Source organism: Mesorhizobium sp. 113-1-2 (assembly GCF_016756475.1).
Classification (GTDB): Bacteria; Pseudomonadota; Alphaproteobacteria; order Rhizobiales; family Rhizobiaceae; genus Mesorhizobium; species Mesorhizobium loti_C.
Window position 1 is genome coordinate 1,795,595 of sequence record NZ_AP023242.1, and the last position, 19,028, is coordinate 1,814,622.

Below are 19,028 nucleotides of genomic sequence, written 5' to 3' on the forward strand. Positions count from 1 at the left end.
GCAATCGGGTTGTGCTGCGGTTTCGGCGGTTGCTACTTTGCGGCACATTCGCGGACAAGGATACCATGCAACGCATCGCCTCACTGGACGACATTGCGCGCGGGCTCGATGCGCTTTGCATCATCGACCCGCGCCTGGAAAAGGTGCGTGGCATGGCCGGCGAAGTGCCGCTGCGGCTCTCCGAGCCTGGCTTCAGGAGCCTCGCCTCGATCATCGTCTCGCAGCAGGTCTCCCGGGCGAGTGCTGATGCCATATTCGGCCGGCTGACGAAGCTGGTCGATCCGCTGACGCCGCAGGCGATCCTGGCCGCCGGCGAGGACATGTTTCGCGAGGCCGGCCTGTCGCGGCCCAAGCAGCGCGGCCTGATCGCGATTGCCCAGGCCGTGGCCGACGGGCTCGACCTCAATCACCTCTGTTCGCTCGATGCAGAGGAAGCGATCACGGCGATGACGGCGGTGCCCGGTATCGGTCCCTGGACGGCGGAAGTGTACCTCCTGTTCGCCGCCGGGCACCCCGACATTTTTCCCGCGCGCGACGTCGCGCTGCAAACGGCGGTCGGCCATGCGCTCGGCATCGACCCGCGTCCGCCGGAGAAAACACTGATCGCATTGGCCGAATCATGGAGCCCGTGGCGAGGTGTCGCATCGCGGCTTTTCTGGTCCTATTATCGCGAAACCAGGGGCAGGGACGCCGCACCGCCCGCCTGAATCCGCAAAAAAGCATAAAAATCATGCTTTTTTGGCACGTCGCGCGAACCACAATCCGCTTCACATCCCTGTCATGTCGGGCTTACAGTATCCGCGCCGTTCGGGTCTAGAACCAAGGAGGTAAACACGTGACGGTTGCCGTATCTCCGGATGGGCTTCCAGCACTGGTGCTGAATGCGGATTACCGTCCGCTCAGCTATTACCCCTTGTCGCTCTGGTCCTGGCAGGACGCCATCAAGGCGGTGTTCCTCGATCGGGTGAACATCGTCGCCGAATACGAGCATGCGGTGTCCTCGCCGACCTTCTCGATGAAGCTGCCGAGCGTGGTCAGCCTGAAGGCTTATGTGAAGCCGTCAAGGCATCCTGCCTTCACCCGCTTCAACGTCTTCCTGCGCGACCGCTTCCAGTGCCAATATTGCGGTACGCCCGACGACCTCACCTTCGACCATGTCATCCCCCGCCATCGTGGCGGCGCGACGACCTGGGAGAATGTCGTCGCCGCCTGCTCGCCCTGCAATCTGAGGAAGGGCGGCATGATGCCAGCGCACGCCAAGATGTGGCCGCTGCAGAAGCCCTATCAGCCGACCGTGCATGATCTGCACAACAACGGCCGCCTGTTCCCGCCGAACCATCTGCATGAAAGCTGGATGGATTATCTCTACTGGGATGTCGAGCTGGAGCCATAGAGTTCGGCAGAAATTCGCCATGCTGGCCGCCTGACGCAGCTTTCTGCGCTTCCGGTGCTCACGCACTTATCGGACCAGCTTGGCCGTGCTCACTTATCTGCGGCTTCGCATTTGACGACCGGCTTCCCCACTCCGTCGCTGCTTCGCAGCGCCACCTCTCCCCCCTCCGGAGGGAGAGGAAGGGAGCCTGTTGGCGGCCTGGAGTAGAGAGCCTGTCGGACGAGCGCTGGCTACAACAGGCTCGCGCCCTTCCTCTACCCCGTCGATCGAGGGAAAGGTGGCTCGGCGAAGCCGAGACGGAGTGGGGGAACCACCTGGCTCGTCCGTCGAAAGCCGCGCCACGCGACTCAGCCTACCGAATTTTGCTCGAACCCTGCGCCGTGCGACTCAATCGAATTTGATCAATCGCGGGCCAGCGCGCCGCGGAAGGCGACGGCGGCGAGGATCAGGCTGGCGATGGCGTTCCAGCCGGCCAGCGACAGGCCCAGGATGCGCAGCGCGGCCTTGTCGCAGGAGGGCGGCACGAATTTGTCGAGCGCGTCGAGCACGCCCTTGCCGCCGGTGTCGACCGGGCCGGCGCCCGCCGTGCAATCGGTCGGGCCGGCCCACCACTGCCATTCGACGCCGGAATGGTAGACGCCGAGATAGAGGCCGTAGAGCATCAGCAGGCCGCCAATGCCCAGCAGGCCACGCGTCAGCCAGGCCGGCGCGCGCAGCATAGAGGCAATCACCGCCAGCACCATCAGCGGTGCGCCGATATAGTAGGGGGTGCGCTGTTCCAGGCAGAGGTGGCAGGGGATATAGCCGCCAATGTACTGGAAGCAGAGCGCCGAACCAACGGTCGCGGCCATGGCGACGGCGAGAAACAGGGCGGTTCGCGTCCGCTGGCGTCCGGTATCGGCATTCATGGTCGCTGTCATGGGTCTTTCGTCCATTGAGTTCGCCGCCCGCTAGGTCCGCTTGCCCGTCTCAAAACCGTTACCCGGTTTTGACGAGGCCTCAGAGGGCGTATTTGACGACGATATAGAGCAAAATCAGGGCAGCCGCCGCGGCGCCAACGATCAGGCCGAGGCGCTTTTCGATGAACTCGCGGATCGACTCGCCGTAGCGGCGCAACAGCCACGCCAAGAGCAGGAAACGGGCGCCGCGCGCCACGATGGCCAGCGCGATGAACAGCGCCAGATTGACGCCGATGACGCCGGACAGGATCGTCACCACCTTGATCGGCGGCAGGTGCGCCGCGCCCGAGGTGATCAGCATCAGGATGATGAAGCCGACGCCCGACGAGACGCGCAGTTGCTCGAACTCGTCATATTTGCCGTAGAATTCGAGGATCGGCCTTGCCACCGCCTCATAGGCGTAGTGACCGATGAACCAGCCGGCAATGCCGCCCAGCACCGAGGCGACGGTGGCGATCAGCGCATAGCGATAGGCGCGATCCGGCCGCGACAGCGCCATCGGCAGATAGAGCACATCGGCCGGCACCAGGAACACCGAACTCTCGACGAAAGCGATGAAGGCCAGCCACCATTCGGCGGATTTGCGCGCCGCCAGCGACAGGGTCCAGTCGTACAGTCCGCGAAGCATCGGCTCTCCTATGCGTGTCGCCCAAAAGTGCGCAGATGCCTGGGGTGAAACAAGACCCAAACCGTGCGCGGCCATCCTTCAGATGCGCCATGCTGCATGCGCCGCCTGTCTAGAAAGATTTTCCGCGCTGCACAATGGCAGCACAGTCACGAAATCAAAAGGCGAAGATTGGTCGCATCCGCGCGCCTGGCTCTCAAATCGAACATGCGGCTACGAGTCTCCGTTGAGTGGGGCGTCGGATTTTCCCGAAACGGGCTCCAGCGCCTTCGAAGGGATGATTTGATAGAGCACCACATGGCTTTCCAGAGGGCCTGCTGCTTCACTCGGCGCTGCTAAGCGAAATAAATGCCAATGCATTGCAAGTATCCAAAATAGGGATAAAGTCGATGTCACGCAGAAATTCTTTTAGTATTGCAGCGCAGCATCTCTATTGTTGAGAAAGGCGGTTTGCGTGAGCAACGCGGTCGATCGGTTGAAAATGGCGACATCTATTTTGGACTTTGCGGCGCGGAGGGAGAATGGACATCTTGCGATTTGCAAGTTGCCCTCGGACGATGGGGGAGGTTCCTACATATGATGCGGGTCGAAGGCATGACGTATCGACGGTATGTGCAAAAATGGCTGATCGTGGCTGCTTGTGCCATGATCGGACATGCCGCATCCGCCGGGTCCCTGGCGCCAGTCGGTGGGCCTTGGCAGAGCGAGGCCGGCTTGCCGTTCAAGAAGAAGACGCGTCGGTCAGTGAGTGGAATCGCCTGTGCGGTTCAACCGGCTCCGCAAAGATGCCTGCTGGCATTGGATGAAGGTTCCGCCACGCGCACGATCCTGTTGGGAGACGGATCCTTCGCGGTGGACGAAAAGCCACTCGACTTGCCGCTGGACGGCGCGGAGATGGACGCCGAGGCGGCTGCCGCGGACAGTGGGTTTTACTATCTGCTTGGCTCACACGCCCGCAAGCGCGAAAGCTGCGAGTTCAATCCGGCCAGCCACCATTTGCTCCGCATCGGTTATGATCCGGCCAGCGGAGCCGTTCTGACAGACGCCAATGGCAAGATAAGCGATATCACCGACGCCACCGGGCTGGCCAAGGTTTTTGCTGCCGTTTCGGGCGTTAAAGAGCATCTCGACGACTGTCTTAAGGACGGCCAAGGCGTGGACATGGAAGGTATGGCCGTCATGGGGCCGAAGCTGTATCTGGGCTTTCGGGGACCGGCGAGCGCCGGCTACGCGCCAATTCTGGCTCTCGACAAGAAGGCCCTGTTCGCCAATGAACCCGCCTCGCCCGAATTGACCAATCTAGAGGTTGGCAAGGGGCGCGGCATCCGTGATCTGGCAGCCGTCAAGGACGGTATCCTGGTCCTTGCCGGGCCAGGAGATGCGGAGCTGAGCGCTGGTACGTCTCCGCCAACATGGACCTTCAGCCTGTGGGATGGCTCGCATGATGACGGCGGCAAGGCCACGCCCAAATTGTTGACCGAACTTGACCTGTCAGGGGTCGCGCTCCGCGACGGCGCGGGCTGTGACGATAAGGAAATCAAACCGGAAGGCATTGCCGTGCTCAGCGATGAGCCGCATCGCCTTAAAATTCTGGTCCTGTCCGACGGCATGTGCGATGGCGGCCCCCTGGTCTTCTCCGTCGATTTCTAGAGGCATCGCTATCACGGAAACCAGCGGCGAAATCTGGCGGTATCCGGGATCGTCGGCAATTGGCCAGTTGACGAACAGGCCTCCAACCGTATAGTCCGCGCCCATCCAGGCCGCCCGGCCTGAGCCCCTATGGCGGAATTGGTAGACGCGCTCGACTCAAAATCGAGTTCCGCAAGGAGTGCTGGTTCGATCCCGGCTAGGGGCACCACCCTATTTTTCAGGCGCTGATTTTGTTCAGTTTTTTGCCTGTTTTTGCCCCCCATTTTTTTCAAGCTCTGAATCCGGTGGGACAACTTCACCGGCGACGACGCGCCGTTCATTCGATGGAATGGGACTGGTCCCGCCTCATCCAATTGATGGATGAAGCCCAACATGCGCCAGTGCTATTTTGGACGCATGGCTCGCGACTTACCTCCGGTCTGCGGAGGCTCGCTGGCTTGGGTGGGCAAATATGAGCAAGACGACACTCGTTGCTATCGCTGTCCTAGCTATCAGCATCGGCTATGCCGAAGCCAAGGACAAAGACCGACCGGTTTGCGCTGCATCGAGCCCGCTTTTCAAAGTTCTCGGCAACAAATGCATTCTCGTGAAAGGTTCGATGATCTATGGCGACATTGCGAACCTTTCCCAGATAGTCCGCTTTGGCTGGTAGCTTCGCTCTTCGAGCTTCGGATGGCAGGCCATCCAAGGCTTGTCAGACGAAGGAGTGTCCTCGGAAGCCTTGGCGAAAGAGGACTGGCACAGATTTCGGCTCAGCGCGCCGCCAAGGTGCACCGTCTGAACTGCGCGTTGCCGGTTCGGGCTGTCCGGAGCGGTGGATTTCGCCGCTCCGGATGCAACTGACAGATGGATGAAGGCCTGTGCCAAAGCCAAGCCTTAACTCTCGTCAATCCGCTCAGAGCGAATGCTTATAGCCGATCCCGATGTTCCATTTGTCGCCGGCGAGATCGTTGTAGGGCGCCGAAGTCGTGTCGGTCTTCTTCCAGGAATAGCCGACGCTAGCATAGACAGCGTTGGTGGAGTCGATGTTGTAGGTCACGCCGGTCGCCAGCTTCGGCGTCTCCCAGGTGGTGCTGAAGGCATTGCGGTAGCGGAAGTTGAAGACGTTCCAGGTCCACTGCTTGGAGACCTTCCAATCGCCCGCGATGTACAGGGTGTAGTAGGGAACATTCGCGTTGGCGTCGTCGTCCTTGATGATGCCCGTATCGTGCCAGGTGTAGCCGAGCCCGAGGCTGGGGGTCAGGCTGAAGGCATCCGTGACCTTGATTTTGTAGCCGAGGCTTGCTTCGGCGTAGTACTGCGACTTTCCGCCGGTCTTGAAGGTCGGCTGGATGAAGATCCCGCCGACGAAGTTGTTGTCGAAATTGTGCGAAACGCTGAGCTTGAAATAGGTGTCGGCAAGCGACCGGGCGGTGTTGCTGCCATTGTCGATGGCGTAGAATTCCGGGTCCCCCTCGATTGCGATCGTCCAGGTTGGCGCTGCCGGTGGCGGGGCTTCGACCAGGTCGGCTGCAAAGGCCGATGTGGCCATGGATAAGCAAACGCCCAATGGGGCGATGATGGTGCGCAAAAGCATGGTCTTTCCTCGAGATGTGGCGGCGCATCGGGATGGAGCGGCGCGTTGGGATGTGGCGGCGATTTAGCTAGGCGCGCGCTACTACAGTTATGTGACGATGTGCCATTCGTCTGGACGGCTTTGTCCAAACGGCTCTCGGCAGGAAATCGGCGATGCGGTTTGGCCACACAAGCGAGGCGGCGGCGGCAAGAACCTCTTCGATGAGAACGGTTTTATTGCCTTGGACGACGGAGCGGCATCAGGCGGTTGTTTCGCGCGTCTTCGCGGTCGAGATGCCTATCGCATGTTACCGGTGTGGCCCTGCGAGTATCTGCCGGGCTGCGGCCAGACCGTCAGGCCGTGAGGCTCGACGCCGACCCGGATTTTCGTCACGGCGCCCGAGGTCGTGTCTATCATGTAGACCTCGCTGTCGAAGCGGCCGGACAGCCACAATTGCTTGCCGTCGGCGCTGACATTGCCCATGTCGGGGCTGCCGCCACCTGGTATGGGCCATTGCGCGACGACCGAGCGCGTGGCGAAATCGATGACGGTGACGCTGCCCGGCCCCTTTGCACGGCCTTGCTCCATCTTGTGCGAGCCCCGGTTTGAAACATAGAGCTTCGTCCCGTCACGGCTCACGACAAATCCGTGCGTTCCGATGCCGGTGGCGATGAAGCCGATTTCGGAAAAGCTGTCTCCGTCGATCAGGAACACGCCGTCGTTCATCATGTCGGCGACATAGAAGACCTTGCCGTCGGGAGAGAGCCTGACGTCCTGTGGCATGCCCATCTTCGACAGAGCGAGGTGGCCGAGCACCTTCTGGTTTTTCAGGTCCACCTTCAACAGGCCGCCATCGCCATATTCGCAGGTGAAGATGGCGTAGGCATTGTCGGCGGAAAAATCGGCGTGGTTGATACCCGGGCAGGTAGGTGTCGGTATCGTCGATTTCAGCGCCATCGTCTGCGGATCGCGCAGGTCGAGCCGCTGGTAGGCTTCATCGACGATGACGGCCGAACTTCCGTCAGGCATGAAATACATGTTGTAGGGGTCGTCGACCGAAATTTCGTGGCCCGGCTTGGCGGTCTTGGGGTCGATTGATGTCACGCTGCCCTTGCTGGTGCCGCTGGCGTTGTTGGCGACCCAGAGCGTTTTAAGATCCCAGGACGGAACGACGTGCTGCGGCTTGCTCCCGACAGGGAACCTGTCGACTTCCTTGAGCGCCACGGGGTCGATGACCGAGACGCTGTTGGACGAGCGGTTCGGAACATAGACACGTGGCAGCGCGCCTGCCGTCGCCGGGCTCAAATGATCGGAAGTTGTCTGGCTGTAGATATTGATCGGAGCGTGGGGCGGCGGCTCGCTGCAATCTTCCGGGCACGAGCCGGCAGAAGCCAATACCGACGCGAACAACAACACGAGCAGCGCGCATAGGCTCGTGAACCACCAATATGCCTTGGTCATTTGGGCTGCTGCTTTTCGATGAAGCTGCGGATCGCTTCGGTCGTTCCGTTGACGATCAGGTCTACGCCGAGCTGGCCGAACGCGGCTGATGATCGTGTCGGGTCGCCGCCATAGACGCCGTCGCCGGCATTGAGCTTCGGGGCGGCCGCAAGGCGATCCTTGCGCACCATGGACGGGTCGATGGCGAGCATGAGCGACGTGTCGGCCAGTCCCGCATGCGTTCCGATCTCCGACGACGTCGCGCCGGCCGACAGGAGCTTGTCGACATAGGCGCCCTGGGTGATCTGATAGTATTCGAGCGCCGCAAACACCCGGACCGGGCTTTTGCGCCATTCGGTATTCAGGCGATCGGCGACATGGCGCTCGTCGGCCTGATAGCCGCCATGGTCGCCGATCAGCACGATGGTCTTGAAGCCATGCAGCTTGAAGCTGCGGGCCGCGGATTCGAGCAGCTCCTCGAAAGTCTTGTCGCTGACGGTGACCGTGCCGGGAAACCGCATATGGGCGGTCGGCGGATCGATGGTTCCTTCCGGAACATAGGAGATCACGGGCGCGACCAACGCGTTGCCCAATTGGCCGGCTATTTTTTCAGCCAGGAACTTTACCCGCACATTGTGCTTGCCCAAAGCCATGGCGGGGCCGCTCTGTTCAGTGCCACCTATCGGGACAATGATCGTCGTCGTTCCGGCGCCGATCCGATCGCGCAGTTCGGTCCAGGTCTGGTCCTCAAGGAAGACCGATGTATTGGCGGCGTTCGCAGTCGATGCCAGACCCGACAGAAGCCAGAGGCCGATGGCGGTGCCTGCGAACCGTGCGATCGTTCCAGCCTTTGCGCCATATGTCGCGCTGAACCGCGGACGCCCGTCCATTGTTGTTGCGCCATTTGTGTGAGGGGCAGGGGGCTCGGCAAGGTGCCTGCAGCCGCGGAAGTTCGCGATCATGGTCTACCGCCGTCTTAGCAGGCTCTTCATGCGGTTGCGCAGCAGGCGGGCCATGTTGCGGGTCTCGCGGTAGAGATGCAGCTGCGAGGCGGCCTGGCGGGCGAGACGGTCGGCGTCCGGCGTCAGCCCGATCACCAGCGTGCCGATCGGCTTGCGCTCGCTCCACAGCCTGCTCATCACCGGATGGTCCGGCACCGCACAGGAATCGGTCATCATGATGTTGGGATCGTCGAGATGCTGCCTGGTGACCTCGATCATCAGCAGCGTGCCGGGCGAATAGGCTGATAGCGTCTCGTCATAGGCGGTCTTCCAGGTATAGGCGACGCCGGCCTCGACGAAGACGATCAGGCAGGCGATGGTGCGGCCGTCGAGCGTCAGCGAATGGATGCGGCACATGTCCTGCTCGGCGAGCCGGTGCACGGCCTCGCGGGCAAAGGCGGCGCGGAAGCGGTCGATCGCCATGGCGGTGCGCTCGCGGCCCTTCCAGCCGGACGCTTCCAGCGTCAGAAAACTTTCGATGGCGTGGCGGATTTCTTCGGGGCCGCGCGCCACCACATGCTCCAGCCTGCCTTGGTCGGCAAGGCGCCGCTTCAGGCGGCGGAACTCGCGATAGTGGTGCGAACGCAGCGATGCCTTCAGATAGTCGTCGCCGTCGAGTTCGCTCTGCAGCACGGGTCGCGAGGTCTGACCGGTGGTGACCAGCGTCAGGCCGCGCGTCTCGGCCACGGAGTCAAGCAGGCTTGCCACCGGACCATCGAGCCTGATGTCGGGCAGCACGAGGACTTTCGGCATCTTGAGGTGCGGGCGCGACAGCATCGAGAAGAAATCCTCGACGACGCCGATCGGATCGTCGCGGTCAATCAGCGGCGTGCCGAGCGGACCGAACGGGCTTGCCCAGGTGCGCATCACCGGAACGCCGAGCGGCACCACCGGACGCTCCTCCGAGATCGGCACCAGCAGGCGCAGCCGGTTGCGGTATTCGTCGCCGTCGCGGATCACCGCCAGCCGCACCTCGCGATCCTCCAGCCGGGGCATTGCGGGCGCCAGGAAGCGCGGGTTGAAGAAGACGTTCGGCTCGATGGTGCGGGCGCAGAGATAATCCAGCTCCTCGACCAGGTCGAAGCCGGCGGACGCCGGATAAATGGCAAGCTTGCGCTCCGGGCGGTTGTTGGCGAGGATTTCGATATGGGCTGGGTCGGGGTCGCGCGCCAGTCCGGCAAGGCCGGACACCATGGCGCCGGCGGTGCCGCCGCTGGTTTCCTCGAGCAACGGGATGGCGGCCATCAGGCTACTCCTTTGGCAGGCACGAAGATCGCCATGACGATGCCGAGCTTGCGCCAGACCGTGAAGGACAGTGCGCTGGCCTCGAAGATCATGGCAAAGGCGGTGGCCATGGCCGCGCCCCACAGGCCGAACATCGGGATCAGCACCACGTTGAGGCCGATGTTGAAGGCCAGCGTCATGGCATAGACGGCGGCGCAGATGTTCTGGTTGCCGCTCATGGTGAGCAGGCTTTCGCAAGGGCCGACGGCGGCACGCGCCACGACGCCGAAGACGAGCAGGAACAGCAGCGGATAGCCTGATGTGAATTCGGGGCCGAACAGCACCAGCATGGGCTTGCCCAGCACCAGCACCAGCAGCGCCATCAGCAGCGACGGCCAGAAAGTCCACGACACTGTCTCGCGGGCGAAGGCGGCAAGCTTTTCCGGCTCGCCATGGGTGAACTGCGCATAGCGCTGGGCGACACCGGCCTTGACCGCGAAATAGACGAAATGCACCAGCGCCAGCGTCTTGACCGTGGCGAAATAGACAGCGACGTCGTTGGGGTTCATATAGGCGCCGACCATCAGCACGTCAGCATTGGTCAGCAGGAAGAAGAAGCTTTCGACCAGGAAGATCGGCAGCGAGACGATGAACCATTGCGCGAAATGCACTTTCATCGGTCCGGCTGGGATCTGCCTCTCCATGCGGTGCGTGACGCCGATCAGCTGCGCGAGCGTGGTGACATAGGTGGCGGCGATCGAGGCGAAGATCGCCGTCCTGGCGTCCGCCGCGTAGCCGGCATAGAGCATCAGCGCCATGAACAGCAAGATCAGCACCGGCCGTATCAGATAGGTCGGCGACAAAGCGAAAAGCGCCCAGCTGTTCGCCCTGGCCTGACCCTGCAACAGATCCGACACCGCGATCATCGGCAGGCAGATGACGCCGAGGATGAACGGGATCACGTAGTAGTTCTCGATCCAGGGCGCCGCCAGCCAGACGCCGAGCGCGCCGAGCCCGGCGATGATGGTCGAGGCGATCAGCACGAACAGGCGGCTGGCCACGACGATGCCGCGCAGTTCGTCCATCATTCCGCGCTCGCGGTATTCGGGGATGAAACGGATGACCGAAGTGTGGAAGCCGAGGCAGGCGAGGTTGCCGACGATGACCATCGTCACCCAGACGAGCACGAAGATGCCGTATTCGAACGAGCCCATCCAGCGCGCCATCAGCACCTGGCTGATGAAGGCGATGACGGCGCTGACGATGCGGATGGAGAAGGCGATGACCGACATGCGGCCGGCCTCGCCACGTTCATCGGCGGTGAACAGCACGGCGTCGATGCGGCCAAGCAACGGTTCGACGCGCAGCGCCAAACGCTGCGGCAAGAACCGCCCGGCAGTCGTGGCCGCGGAAAAGCGCACCCCGATCTCTCTCCGTTTTCCGCCTCTTTTTCAGGCTTTGGTGTAGCGGAGACACATTAAGAAACGGTTGGGTGAGGAGCGGTCCGCGCAGCGGACGAAAAGCCAACGATTTGGCTTTTCGAGCGACGAACGCCCGGAGCCATAGCGGAGGGCCGGCAGGCCGCTGGTGCGCGGCGAGCGCGTTTTTGATGTTCCGGTGGCATGACGAATGGCGAGAGAACGCCGGGTGCGGGTCAACCAGCTGTCATTCCACGTGCTGTTTCAATGCAAGCGTAGCAAGGGCTCGGTCGGCGCAGCGTCGTGCGCGACTTTTGCGGTGCGATGACCGTTGATGAGGTGACATTCGCCGGATTTTAGCGCCGCCAATCGCGACCTCAGCGCCGCCCCTCATCCGCCCTTCGGGCACCTTCTCCCCGTATAGTGACGGGGAGAAGGAAGAGCGCGCGTCCTTACGCAAATGCCCCGTGGCAGTGCTTGTATTTCTTCCCCGATCCGCAGGGGCAGGCTTCGTTGCGGCCGACTTTGCCCCAGGTGGCCTGGTTGTTCGGGTCGCGGTCTTCGGGGGCGACGACGGTGTTCTGCTCCTGGCGCACCAGGAGGGCGGTTTCGCCGCCTTCGAAATCGTTCTCGCCGGTAGTGCCGTCAATATGGGTGCCGAACATGTCGGGGGCTTCCGGGGGCGGGGCTTCGGCGGCCTGGCGGACCAGCTCGACGCGCATCAGCTGCGCGGTGACGGCCTGGCGCAGATTGCCGAGCATCGCCTGGAACAGCTCGAACGCCTCGCCCTTGTATTCCTGCAGCGGATCGCGCTGGGCGTAGCCGCGGAAGCCGACGACCGAGCGCAGATGGTCGAGGTTGACGATGTGCTCGCGCCACAGATGGTCGAGCGTCTGCAGCACCACGGAGCGCTCGACATAGGTCATCACCTCGGGGCCGAAGCGCTCGGAGCGCTCCTTGGCGGCGGCGTCGGCGGCGGCAGTGATGCGCTCGCGGATGTCGTCCTCGGCGATGCCTTCTTCCTTGGCCCATTCGTCGACCGGCAGGTCGAGATTGAGGAATTCGGCGACCTCGGCCTTCAGCCCCGCAACATCCCACTGTTCGGCATAGGCGTTTTCGGGAATCGCCTTGGCGACGATCTCGTCGATGACGCCTTCACGCATCTCGGCGATGATCTCGGTCAGGCCTTCGCCGTCCATCAGCTCGATGCGCTGTTCGAACACCACCTTGCGCTGGTCGTTGGAGACGTCGTCATATTTCAACAGGTTCTTGCGGATGTCGAAGTTGCGCGCCTCGACCTTCTTCTGCGCCTTTTCCAGCGCCTTGTTGATCCACGGGTGGATGATCGCCTCGTCTTCCTTGAGGCCGAGCTTCTGCAGCATGCCGTCCATGCGCTCGGAACCGAAGATGCGCATCAGGTCGTCCTGCAGCGACAGGAAGAATTTCGAGCGGCCGGGGTCGCCCTGGCGGCCCGAACGGCCGCGCAACTGGTTGTCGATGCGGCGCGATTCATGGCGCTCGGTGGCGAGCACGTAGAGGCCGCCGGCGGCCAGCGCCTTTTCCTTCAGGCGCTCGACGTCGGCGTAGATCTCTTTTTCGCGCGCCTCGCGCTCGGGGCCTTCCGGCATGTCGCCCAGTTCGTCGGCGATCCGCATTTCGGCGTTGCCGCCGAGCTTGATGTCGGTGCCGCGGCCGGCCATGTTGGTGGCAATGGTGATGGCGCCGGGCTTGCCGGCCTGGGCGACGATCGCCGCCTCACGCTCGTGGTGGCGGGCGTTCAGCACCTCGAAATCCTTGAAACCTTCCTTGCGCAGGCGCTCGGCCAGCTGCTCGGACTTCTCGATCGAGGTGGTGCCGACCAGCGTCGGCTGGCCCTTGGCGCTGGCTTCGCGGATCTCCTTGACGATCGCCTTGTATTTCTCCTCGACCGTCCGGTAGACCTCGTCGTCCTCGTCCTTGCGGATGACCGGCAGGTTGGTCGGGATCTCGGTGACTTCGAGACCGTAGATGTTGCCGAATTCCTCGGCCTCGGTCAGCGCCGTGCCGGTCATGCCGGACAGCTTCTTGTAGAGGCGGAAGTAGTTCTGGAAGGTGACGGAGGCGAGCGTCTGGTTCTCCGGCTGGATCGCCACATGCTCCTTGGCTTCCAGCGCCTGGTGCAGGCCTTCCGAATAGCGGCGGCCCGGCATCATGCGGCCGGTAAATTCGTCGATGATCACGATCTCGCCGTTGCGCACGATGTAGTCCTTGTCCTTCTGGAACAACCGGTGCGCCTTCAACGCGTTGTTCACATGGTGGACGATGGCGACGTTCTCGACGTCGTAGAGCGACTCGCCCTTCAACAGGCCGGCATCGCGCAGCAGGTTCTCCAGCTTCTCGGTGCCTTCCTCGGTGAAGATCGAGGTCTTCTGCTTCTCGTCGATCTCATAATCCTGCGGCTGCAGCTGGATGATGAAGGTGTCGATGGTGTTGTACATTTCCGAACGGTCCTCGAGCGGACCGGAAATGATCAGCGGCGTGCGCGCCTCGTCGACCAGGATGGAATCGACTTCGTCGACGATCGCGTAATTGTGGCCGCGCTGCACCATCTGGGCGCGCTCATACTTCATGTTGTCGCGCAGATAGTCGAAGCCGAGTTCGTTGTTGGTGGCGTAGGTGACGTCGGCGGCGTAGGCGACGCGGCGCTCTTCGTCCGAGAGGCCATGGACGATGACGCCGACCGAGAGGCCGAGGAATTTGTAGACGCGGCCCATCCATTCGGAGTCGCGGGTGGCGAGATAGTCGTTGACGGTGACGACATGGACGCCGTTGCCGGCCAGCGCATTGAGATAGACCGGCAGCGTCGCGACCAGGGTCTTGCCTTCGCCGGTGCGCATCTCGGCGATGCCGCCATTGTGCAGCACCATGCCGCCGATCAGCTGGACGTCGAAGGGGCGCATGCCGAGCACGCGGCGCGCGGCCTCGCGGGCGGTGGCGAAAGCCGGGACCAGAAGGTCTTCAAGGCTGGCGCCATTGGCAATGTCCTGGCGGAATTTTTCCGTACGCCCGGCGAGTTCGGCGTCGGAAAGCGCCCGCATCTCGTTTTCCATGGCGTTGATCGCCTCGACGCGGGGCCGGGTCGATTTGACCCGACGGTCGTTGGAGGAACCGAAAACCTTACGGGCGAGACCGCCGAGACTGACCATCCAATGGTCCTTTCGATAGAATTCTCAATCTTCAGACGAGCGCCGGCCGGCCCCATCACATCCGCGTGAACGCACCGCCTGAATACGGGCAAACACAAAAAGCGCCCGGAAAACGGTTCTGGACGCAAAGTCGTTGGACAGATAAGAGGGGGCTCAACTGATGTCAACGCCGCGCTGGCCCTGCCGGTCGCGCCAAATTCCGCCACAATCTGGCTGATCTGGAAGCCACCCCTCCTTACAATCCTTCCCCGGAGTCATCCTTATGCCCTTGTTGTTCCGCCGTGCGTCGCTTGCCAGCCTTGGTCTGGCCTTCGGCCTGTCGGCTCTTTGCCTGTCGCCTGTCATGGCGCAGGAGACCGCTCCCGCTGCTCCGGCCGATGCCGCCGCGGCACCGGCGGCTGCACCGGTCGACCCGAACGCCGTGGTCGCCACGGTCAACGGCCAGCCCTTGACCGAAGCCGATCTGGTGCTTGCCGAAGGCGAGCTGTCGCAGCAATTCGCGCAACTGCCGCCCGAGCAGCGCCGCGCCGCGGCCCTTTCGGCGGCCATCGAAATCCGCGTGATGGCCGCCAAGGCCGTTACCGACGGCCTCGACAAGGATCCCGACTTCCAGCGCCGCATGGCGTTCCTGCAGCAGCGCGCGCTGCATGGCGAGATGGTCGAGAAGGGTGTCGTCAACAAGGTCACCGACGCCGAGATCCGCGCCCGCTACGACCAGGAGATCGCCAACACGCCGCCGGTCAACGAGGTGCATGCCCGTCACATCCTCGTGAAGACGAAGGAAGAGGCTGAGGCGATCATCAAGCAGCTCGACGGCGGCGGCGACTTCCAGAAGCTCGCCAACGAGCACACCAGCGATCCCTCGGGCAAGTCCAATGGCGGCGACCTCGGCTGGTTCGGACCTGGCCAGATGGTGCCGGAGTTCGACAAGGCCGCCTTCGCGCTTGAGGTCGGCAAATACACCAAGCAGCCGGTGCAGACGCAGTTCGGCTGGCACGTCATCAAGCTCGAGGACAAGCGCGCCAAGCAGCCGCCGGCCTTCGACGAGGTCAAGGACCAGGCCAAGCAGGCGGTCATCCGCGACAAGTATTTCGCGCTGGTCAAGTCGCTGCGCGCCGGCGCCAAGGTCGAGATCCCCGACGCCAAGCTGAAGCAGGCCGTCGATACGATGGAAGCCGGCAAGTAAGCCTGAACGATTTTTTCAAAAGGGCGCGGCAGCCAAGGGTTGCCGCGCCCTTTTTGTTGGCCGCCATTATCTGCCTGATGCCGCTATGCCTCGCAGGAGATAGCGGACCATCTTGCGTATCGTCGCCTCAGGCTCGTCGAGCCGGTTGGTCAAGAGATGCCGCCAGGCGTAGGAAGCGATGAGATCGGCGACCACACCCGGATCGATATCGCCGGCGATCTCGCCGCGTGCCTTGGCGCGCTCGATGATCTGGCCGGTGTGGGTACGGCGCGCTCCGGCATAGCCGGCCAGGGCCGCGGCCGCGGTTTCATCCGACTGCGCCTCGGCGATCAGCGATTTGAAAACACTGCCCGACGATGTCTCGCGCCAATGCGTGAAAAGATTGATCAGGAAGCCGACGAGATCCTCCTCCAGGCTTCCTGTATCAGGAATGTCGACGCGCTTCTGGCGCTGGTAGACTTCGAGCAGCAGCGCCGCCTTGCTCGGCCACCAACGATAGATGGTCGGCTTGCCGGCGCGCGCACGCCGCGCCACCGCCTCGATCGAGAAGCCGGCATAGCCGGCCTCGATCAGCACGGCTTCGGCAGCCTCCAGAATCGCTTCGGCGCTGTCGGGATTGCGCCTGGCGCCAATCGATTTGCGTGCCGGATCGGCGATTTCGCTCATTTAGCCGTTCCTCCCAAAGCGGTTTGCGCCGCTGCCAAGAGATGCTCACACATCGAGATGGTCATACATCATCGCTTGACGAAACGGAACGGTTCGTTCTATTCAACGAAACGTTTCGTTCCGATGGAGATCGTCATGACGGTTGTTATCTCACCCGGCTCCGCACCCGCCGAGACGACGATTTCGAACTGGATGACCTTTTTGCTGGCCGCCGCCTGCGGGCTGATTGTCGCCAATATCTATTATGCACAACCGCTGATCGGCCCGATCGGCGCTGAACTTGGCCTGCCGCCACATGCGGCGGGCCTGATCGTCACGATGGCCCAGATCGGCTACGGGGTGGGTCTGCTGTTTATCGTGCCGCTTGGCGACCTCATGGAGAACCGCAGGCTCGTGCTTGGCATCCTCGCCGTTGCAACGCTTGCCTTGCTGGGTGCGGCGATTTCAACGCAGCCAGCGGCTTTTCTGGCCGCGATGCTGTTTGTCGGCCTTGGCTCGGTCGCGGTGCAGACGCTTATCCCCTATGCGGCGCACCTGGCGCCCGAAGCCAAGCGTGGCCGCGTGGTCGGCAATGTCTCGGTGGGATTGCTGCTGGGCATCATGCTGTCGCGGCCGTTCTCCAGCTTCATCACCGCGCTGTCGTCCTGGCATGTGGTCTACCTCACGTCTTGCGCCGTCATGATCCTGCTGATCGCGGTGCTACGGTTTGCGCTGCCCAGGCGCGTGCCGACAGCGCGTCTGAGCTACGGCGCGCTGTTGGCGTCCATGGTGCATATTGCGCGCACGACGCCGGTGCTGCGGCGGCGGGCTCTCTACCAGGCGTTCCTGTTCGCGGCTTTCAGCCTGTTCTGGACGACGACGCCGCTGCTGCTGGCCGGGCCTGATTTTGGCTTGACGCAGCGCGGCATTGGCCTGTTCGCGTTGGCCGGCGTCGCCGGCGCAATCGCCGCGCCGCTCGCCGGAAGGGTTGCCGACCACGGATGGGGCCGGCCGGCAACCGCCTTTGCCATGTTGTGTGTCGCTGTCGCGTTTCTCATCACCCACATCGCCCGCAGCGGCTCGACGCTTTCATTGGCGCTGCTGGTCGTCGCGGCAATCGTGCTCGACTTCGGTGTGCAGACCAACCTTGTCCTCGGCTATCGCGACCTGTTCGCGCTCGGCGCCGCGCATCGCAGCCGCCTGAACGGGCTCTACATGGCGACGTTCTTCATCGCCGGCGCGATCGGCTCGGCTGTCGGCGGTTGGGCGTATGCGCAAGCCGGCTGGCCGCTGGTGTCCTGGATCGGCCTGGCGCTGCCGGCTGCGGCACTGCTCTGTTTCGCCACCGAATTCATGTCGCGCCAGCGCGCGTGAATTCGCACCCGGATAGGGTTATCATTGCATCGCTTGCGAGGTTTCGGACTCGATGCGCCATCCACCTTCGGCCTTGACCAGCCCGAGCGTGACGCGCGCCTTGCCGGTCAGCCGGGCCGCCGACTTGTCCTTCGGCACATAGTCGTAGCGCATGGCGAAGGCGGCCTCAGTGCGGTCCTCGCCATGCGGCGTGATCTCCAGGCTGCCGGGTTCCAGCCCGAGCGACCATGAGGCCCATTGCGCGAACCAGTCGGTCTTCACCTTGACGATGGCATCGGCGTCGTAGCGCGTGCCGAAAATGGTGGCGGACGAGCCGTAGATCCGTTTGACCGTTTCAGCCATCGTCCTGGTGTCGGGCGTCAGATAGTCTCGGCGCAGGAATTTTTCGATCGAAGCCTTGTCGTCACCCACGGAGCGCTCCAGCGCCGCGACCTGCGAGGCTGGTGCTGGCTCAGCCGCCGGCTTCGGCTCCGGAGCGGGCCCTTCACCCGGGACGAATTCGAAGCGTTCGAGCAGCGAGCCCTGTTCCCAGGGACGCTGGCCTTCACGGGTTTGCGAAACGACGTCGCGGCGCACCGCGATCATCATGTCGTTGATGCTCTGGCCGGGTTCGGCGATATGCCGCAAAAGCGCTGCGGCAAAGGGCGAGTTGCGCCCGGTGCCGTCCATGGCAACCGCACCCGGCGCCGTCGAAAAAGCGATGAACGAGCCGCGCGTCGAATCGAATTGCGCCAGGCCCGCCAGCGCCGTCGCCGAACGCGTGGTGGCGGTGCGGCTCAAGCTGCGGGCAAACGGGTTGTTGCGGCAGGCGTCGAGAAACACCAGGCTGACCTTGGTCTGCTGCTCCATGATGTCGAGGACTTCGTCGATCGGCACGGCTTCGAGCTGCAGTTTCACCGGCATGTCGAGCCTGGCGTCGACCGGCACGATGTAATTGCGGCCGTCGAGCTGCAGGCCGTGGCCGGCATAGTAGAAAAGCCCGACGCCGGCGCCTTCGAGCGCATCGGAGAATTCGCCGATGCTGCGTTCGAGCTCGCGTTTGCCGAGATCGTTGCCTTCGATGACCTCGAAACCGATGGAACGCAGCTTGTCGGCGATGTCGAGCGCGTCGTTGACCGGATTGGCCAGCGTCCCGGCCTCGGCATAGGTGCCGTTGCCGATGACGAGCGCCACGCGCCGCGCCGGCTCAGCGTCGGCGCTCAGCAGCAGAAGTCCCAGAAATGCCCATGCGAGGATCGCAAGCCTGCCCATGGGGCGTAATCATAGCGCCACAGGCCCCGGCGACGCCAACAGATTTGAAATGCAGGCTTAATCCGGCGTGGTTCGCTGCCCCGGCAGGCGCGGCGAAAACGCCCTTGCGCCCGCGCGCCGTA

Annotated in this window: 16 protein-coding genes and 1 tRNA gene; 7 read left to right on the forward strand and 10 right to left on the reverse strand. The window is 63.0% G+C overall.

Annotated elements, in window-relative coordinates:
• Window positions 1–65: 65 nt before the first annotated feature.
• Both JN279_RS08675 and JN279_RS08680 read left to right on the forward strand, forming a co-directional pair.
• Complete coding sequence (locus JN279_RS08675) at window positions 66–707, forward strand: DNA-3-methyladenine glycosylase family protein (RefSeq protein ID WP_202352525.1); 642 nt, start codon at window positions 66–68, stop codon at window positions 705–707.
• A 128-nt stretch (window positions 708–835) separates the two neighbouring features.
• Window positions 836–1,393: an HNH endonuclease gene (locus JN279_RS08680; RefSeq protein WP_010911702.1), complete on the forward strand. Its 558-nt coding sequence runs from the start codon at window positions 836–838 to the stop codon at window positions 1,391–1,393.
• A 401-nt stretch (window positions 1,394–1,794) separates the two neighbouring features.
• On the opposite strand, the gene JN279_RS08685 is transcribed toward JN279_RS08680, so the two are convergent.
• Together JN279_RS08685 and JN279_RS08690 are read right to left on the reverse strand one after the other, a co-directional pair.
• Window positions 1,795–2,313 (reverse strand): disulfide bond formation protein B, encoded by a 519-nt coding sequence (locus tag JN279_RS08685; protein ID WP_202352526.1) that lies wholly within the window; start codon window positions 2,311–2,313, stop codon window positions 1,795–1,797.
• Between the two features lie 79 nt (window positions 2,314–2,392).
• Complete coding sequence (locus JN279_RS08690; protein ID WP_096450663.1) at window positions 2,393–2,980, reverse strand: YqaA family protein; 588 nt, start codon at window positions 2,978–2,980, stop codon at window positions 2,393–2,395.
• Window positions 2,981–3,553: 573 nt separating this feature from the next.
• Between JN279_RS08690 and JN279_RS08695 the strand changes: the two genes are divergently transcribed.
• The 3 genes from JN279_RS08695 (at window position 3,554) to JN279_RS08705 (ending at window position 5,279) form a co-directional block, all read left to right on the forward strand.
• Window positions 3,554–4,627 (forward strand): DUF3616 domain-containing protein, encoded by a 1,074-nt coding sequence (locus JN279_RS08695; RefSeq protein WP_202352527.1) that lies wholly within the window; start codon window positions 3,554–3,556, stop codon window positions 4,625–4,627.
• A 123-nt stretch (window positions 4,628–4,750) separates the two neighbouring features.
• Window positions 4,751–4,835, forward strand: a tRNA-Leu gene (locus tag JN279_RS08700).
• A gap of 243 nt (window positions 4,836–5,078) precedes the next feature.
• Window positions 5,079–5,279, forward strand: coding sequence for a hypothetical protein (locus JN279_RS08705; RefSeq protein ID WP_202352528.1), 201 nt, complete (start codon window positions 5,079–5,081; stop codon window positions 5,277–5,279).
• Between the two features lie 243 nt (window positions 5,280–5,522).
• Here the strand turns inward: JN279_RS08705 and JN279_RS08710 are convergent, their stop codons facing one another.
• The 6 genes from JN279_RS08710 to secA all read right to left on the reverse strand — a co-directional run bounded on the left by JN279_RS08710 (window position 5,523) and on the right by secA (window position 14,450).
• Window positions 5,523–6,158 (reverse strand): hypothetical protein, encoded by a 636-nt coding sequence (locus JN279_RS08710; RefSeq protein WP_202352529.1) that lies wholly within the window; start codon window positions 6,156–6,158, stop codon window positions 5,523–5,525.
• A 321-nt stretch (window positions 6,159–6,479) separates the two neighbouring features.
• The gene (locus tag JN279_RS08715; protein ID WP_202352530.1) at window positions 6,480–7,643 is read right to left on the reverse strand and encodes a YncE family protein; all 1,164 of its coding nucleotides are present in this window, start codon (window positions 7,641–7,643) and stop codon (window positions 6,480–6,482) included.
• Window positions 7,640–8,512, reverse strand: coding sequence for a creatininase family protein (locus tag JN279_RS08720; protein WP_244734450.1), 873 nt, complete (start codon window positions 8,510–8,512; stop codon window positions 7,640–7,642). Before JN279_RS08720 ends, JN279_RS08715 begins: the two co-directional genes overlap by 4 nt.
• 75 nt (window positions 8,513–8,587) lie before the next feature.
• On the reverse strand, window positions 8,588–9,868 hold the full coding sequence (locus JN279_RS08725; protein WP_202352532.1) for a GNAT family N-acetyltransferase: 1,281 nt from the start codon (window positions 9,866–9,868) through the stop codon (window positions 8,588–8,590).
• Window positions 9,868–11,268, reverse strand: a complete 1,401-nt coding sequence (locus tag JN279_RS08730) for a lipopolysaccharide biosynthesis protein (RefSeq protein WP_202352533.1) — start codon at window positions 11,266–11,268, stop codon at window positions 9,868–9,870. The genes JN279_RS08725 and JN279_RS08730 overlap by 1 nt, the downstream gene beginning before the upstream one ends.
• 449 nt (window positions 11,269–11,717) lie before the next feature.
• The gene (gene secA, locus JN279_RS08735) at window positions 11,718–14,450 is read right to left on the reverse strand and encodes a preprotein translocase subunit SecA (protein ID WP_202352534.1); all 2,733 of its coding nucleotides are present in this window, start codon (window positions 14,448–14,450) and stop codon (window positions 11,718–11,720) included.
• A gap of 262 nt (window positions 14,451–14,712) precedes the next feature.
• On the opposite strand from secA, the gene JN279_RS08740 reads away from it, so the two are divergent.
• Window positions 14,713–15,636 (forward strand): peptidylprolyl isomerase, encoded by a 924-nt coding sequence (locus tag JN279_RS08740; RefSeq protein WP_096450645.1) that lies wholly within the window; start codon window positions 14,713–14,715, stop codon window positions 15,634–15,636.
• Window positions 15,637–15,702: 66 nt separating this feature from the next.
• Here the strand turns inward: JN279_RS08740 and JN279_RS08745 are convergent, their stop codons facing one another.
• Window positions 15,703–16,302 carry a TetR/AcrR family transcriptional regulator gene (locus JN279_RS08745; protein ID WP_202352535.1) on the reverse strand — a complete coding sequence of 200 codons (600 nt, stop codon included), beginning with the start codon at window positions 16,300–16,302 and terminating at the stop codon, window positions 15,703–15,705.
• A 135-nt stretch (window positions 16,303–16,437) separates the two neighbouring features.
• Between JN279_RS08745 and JN279_RS08750 the strand changes: the two genes are divergently transcribed.
• Window positions 16,438–17,655 (forward strand): MFS transporter, encoded by a 1,218-nt coding sequence (locus tag JN279_RS08750; RefSeq protein ID WP_202352536.1) that lies wholly within the window; start codon window positions 16,438–16,440, stop codon window positions 17,653–17,655.
• Between the two features lie 21 nt (window positions 17,656–17,676).
• Here JN279_RS08750 and JN279_RS08755 read toward each other — a convergent pair whose 3' ends face one another.
• Window positions 17,677–18,906, reverse strand: coding sequence for a caspase family protein (locus JN279_RS08755; protein ID WP_202352537.1), 1,230 nt, complete (start codon window positions 18,904–18,906; stop codon window positions 17,677–17,679).
• Window positions 18,907–19,028 lie beyond the last annotated feature (122 nt).

Excerpts from the sequence above, each read along its gene's own strand:
- JN279_RS08675 (WP_202352525.1), top strand. The coding sequence starts at position 66 with ATGCAACGCATCGCCTCACTGGACGACATTGCGCGCGGGCTCGATGCG.
- JN279_RS08685 (WP_202352526.1), bottom strand. The coding sequence starts at position 2,313 with ATGACAGCGACCATGAATGCCGATACCGGACGCCAGCGGACGCGAACC.
- JN279_RS08690 (WP_096450663.1), bottom strand. The coding sequence starts at position 2,980 with ATGCTTCGCGGACTGTACGACTGGACCCTGTCGCTGGCGGCGCGCAAA.
- JN279_RS08695 (WP_202352527.1), top strand. The coding sequence starts at position 3,554 with ATGATGCGGGTCGAAGGCATGACGTATCGACGGTATGTGCAAAAATGG.
- JN279_RS08705 (WP_202352528.1), top strand. The coding sequence starts at position 5,079 with ATGAGCAAGACGACACTCGTTGCTATCGCTGTCCTAGCTATCAGCATC.
- JN279_RS08710 (WP_202352529.1), bottom strand. The coding sequence starts at position 6,158 with ATGGCCACATCGGCCTTTGCAGCCGACCTGGTCGAAGCCCCGCCACCG.
- JN279_RS08715 (WP_202352530.1), bottom strand. The coding sequence starts at position 7,643 with ATGACCAAGGCATATTGGTGGTTCACGAGCCTATGCGCGCTGCTCGTG.
- JN279_RS08720 (WP_244734450.1), bottom strand. The coding sequence starts at position 8,512 with ATGGACGGGCGTCCGCGGTTCAGCGCGACATATGGCGCAAAGGCTGGA.
- JN279_RS08725 (WP_202352532.1), bottom strand. The coding sequence starts at position 9,868 with ATGGCCGCCATCCCGTTGCTCGAGGAAACCAGCGGCGGCACCGCCGGC.
- secA (WP_202352534.1), bottom strand. The coding sequence starts at position 14,450 with ATGGTCAGTCTCGGCGGTCTCGCCCGTAAGGTTTTCGGTTCCTCCAAC.
- JN279_RS08740 (WP_096450645.1), top strand. The coding sequence starts at position 14,713 with ATGCCCTTGTTGTTCCGCCGTGCGTCGCTTGCCAGCCTTGGTCTGGCC.
- JN279_RS08745 (WP_202352535.1), bottom strand. The coding sequence starts at position 16,302 with ATGAGCGAAATCGCCGATCCGGCACGCAAATCGATTGGCGCCAGGCGC.
- JN279_RS08750 (WP_202352536.1), top strand. The coding sequence starts at position 16,438 with ATGACGGTTGTTATCTCACCCGGCTCCGCACCCGCCGAGACGACGATT.
- JN279_RS08755 (WP_202352537.1), bottom strand. The coding sequence starts at position 18,906 with ATGGGCAGGCTTGCGATCCTCGCATGGGCATTTCTGGGACTTCTGCTG.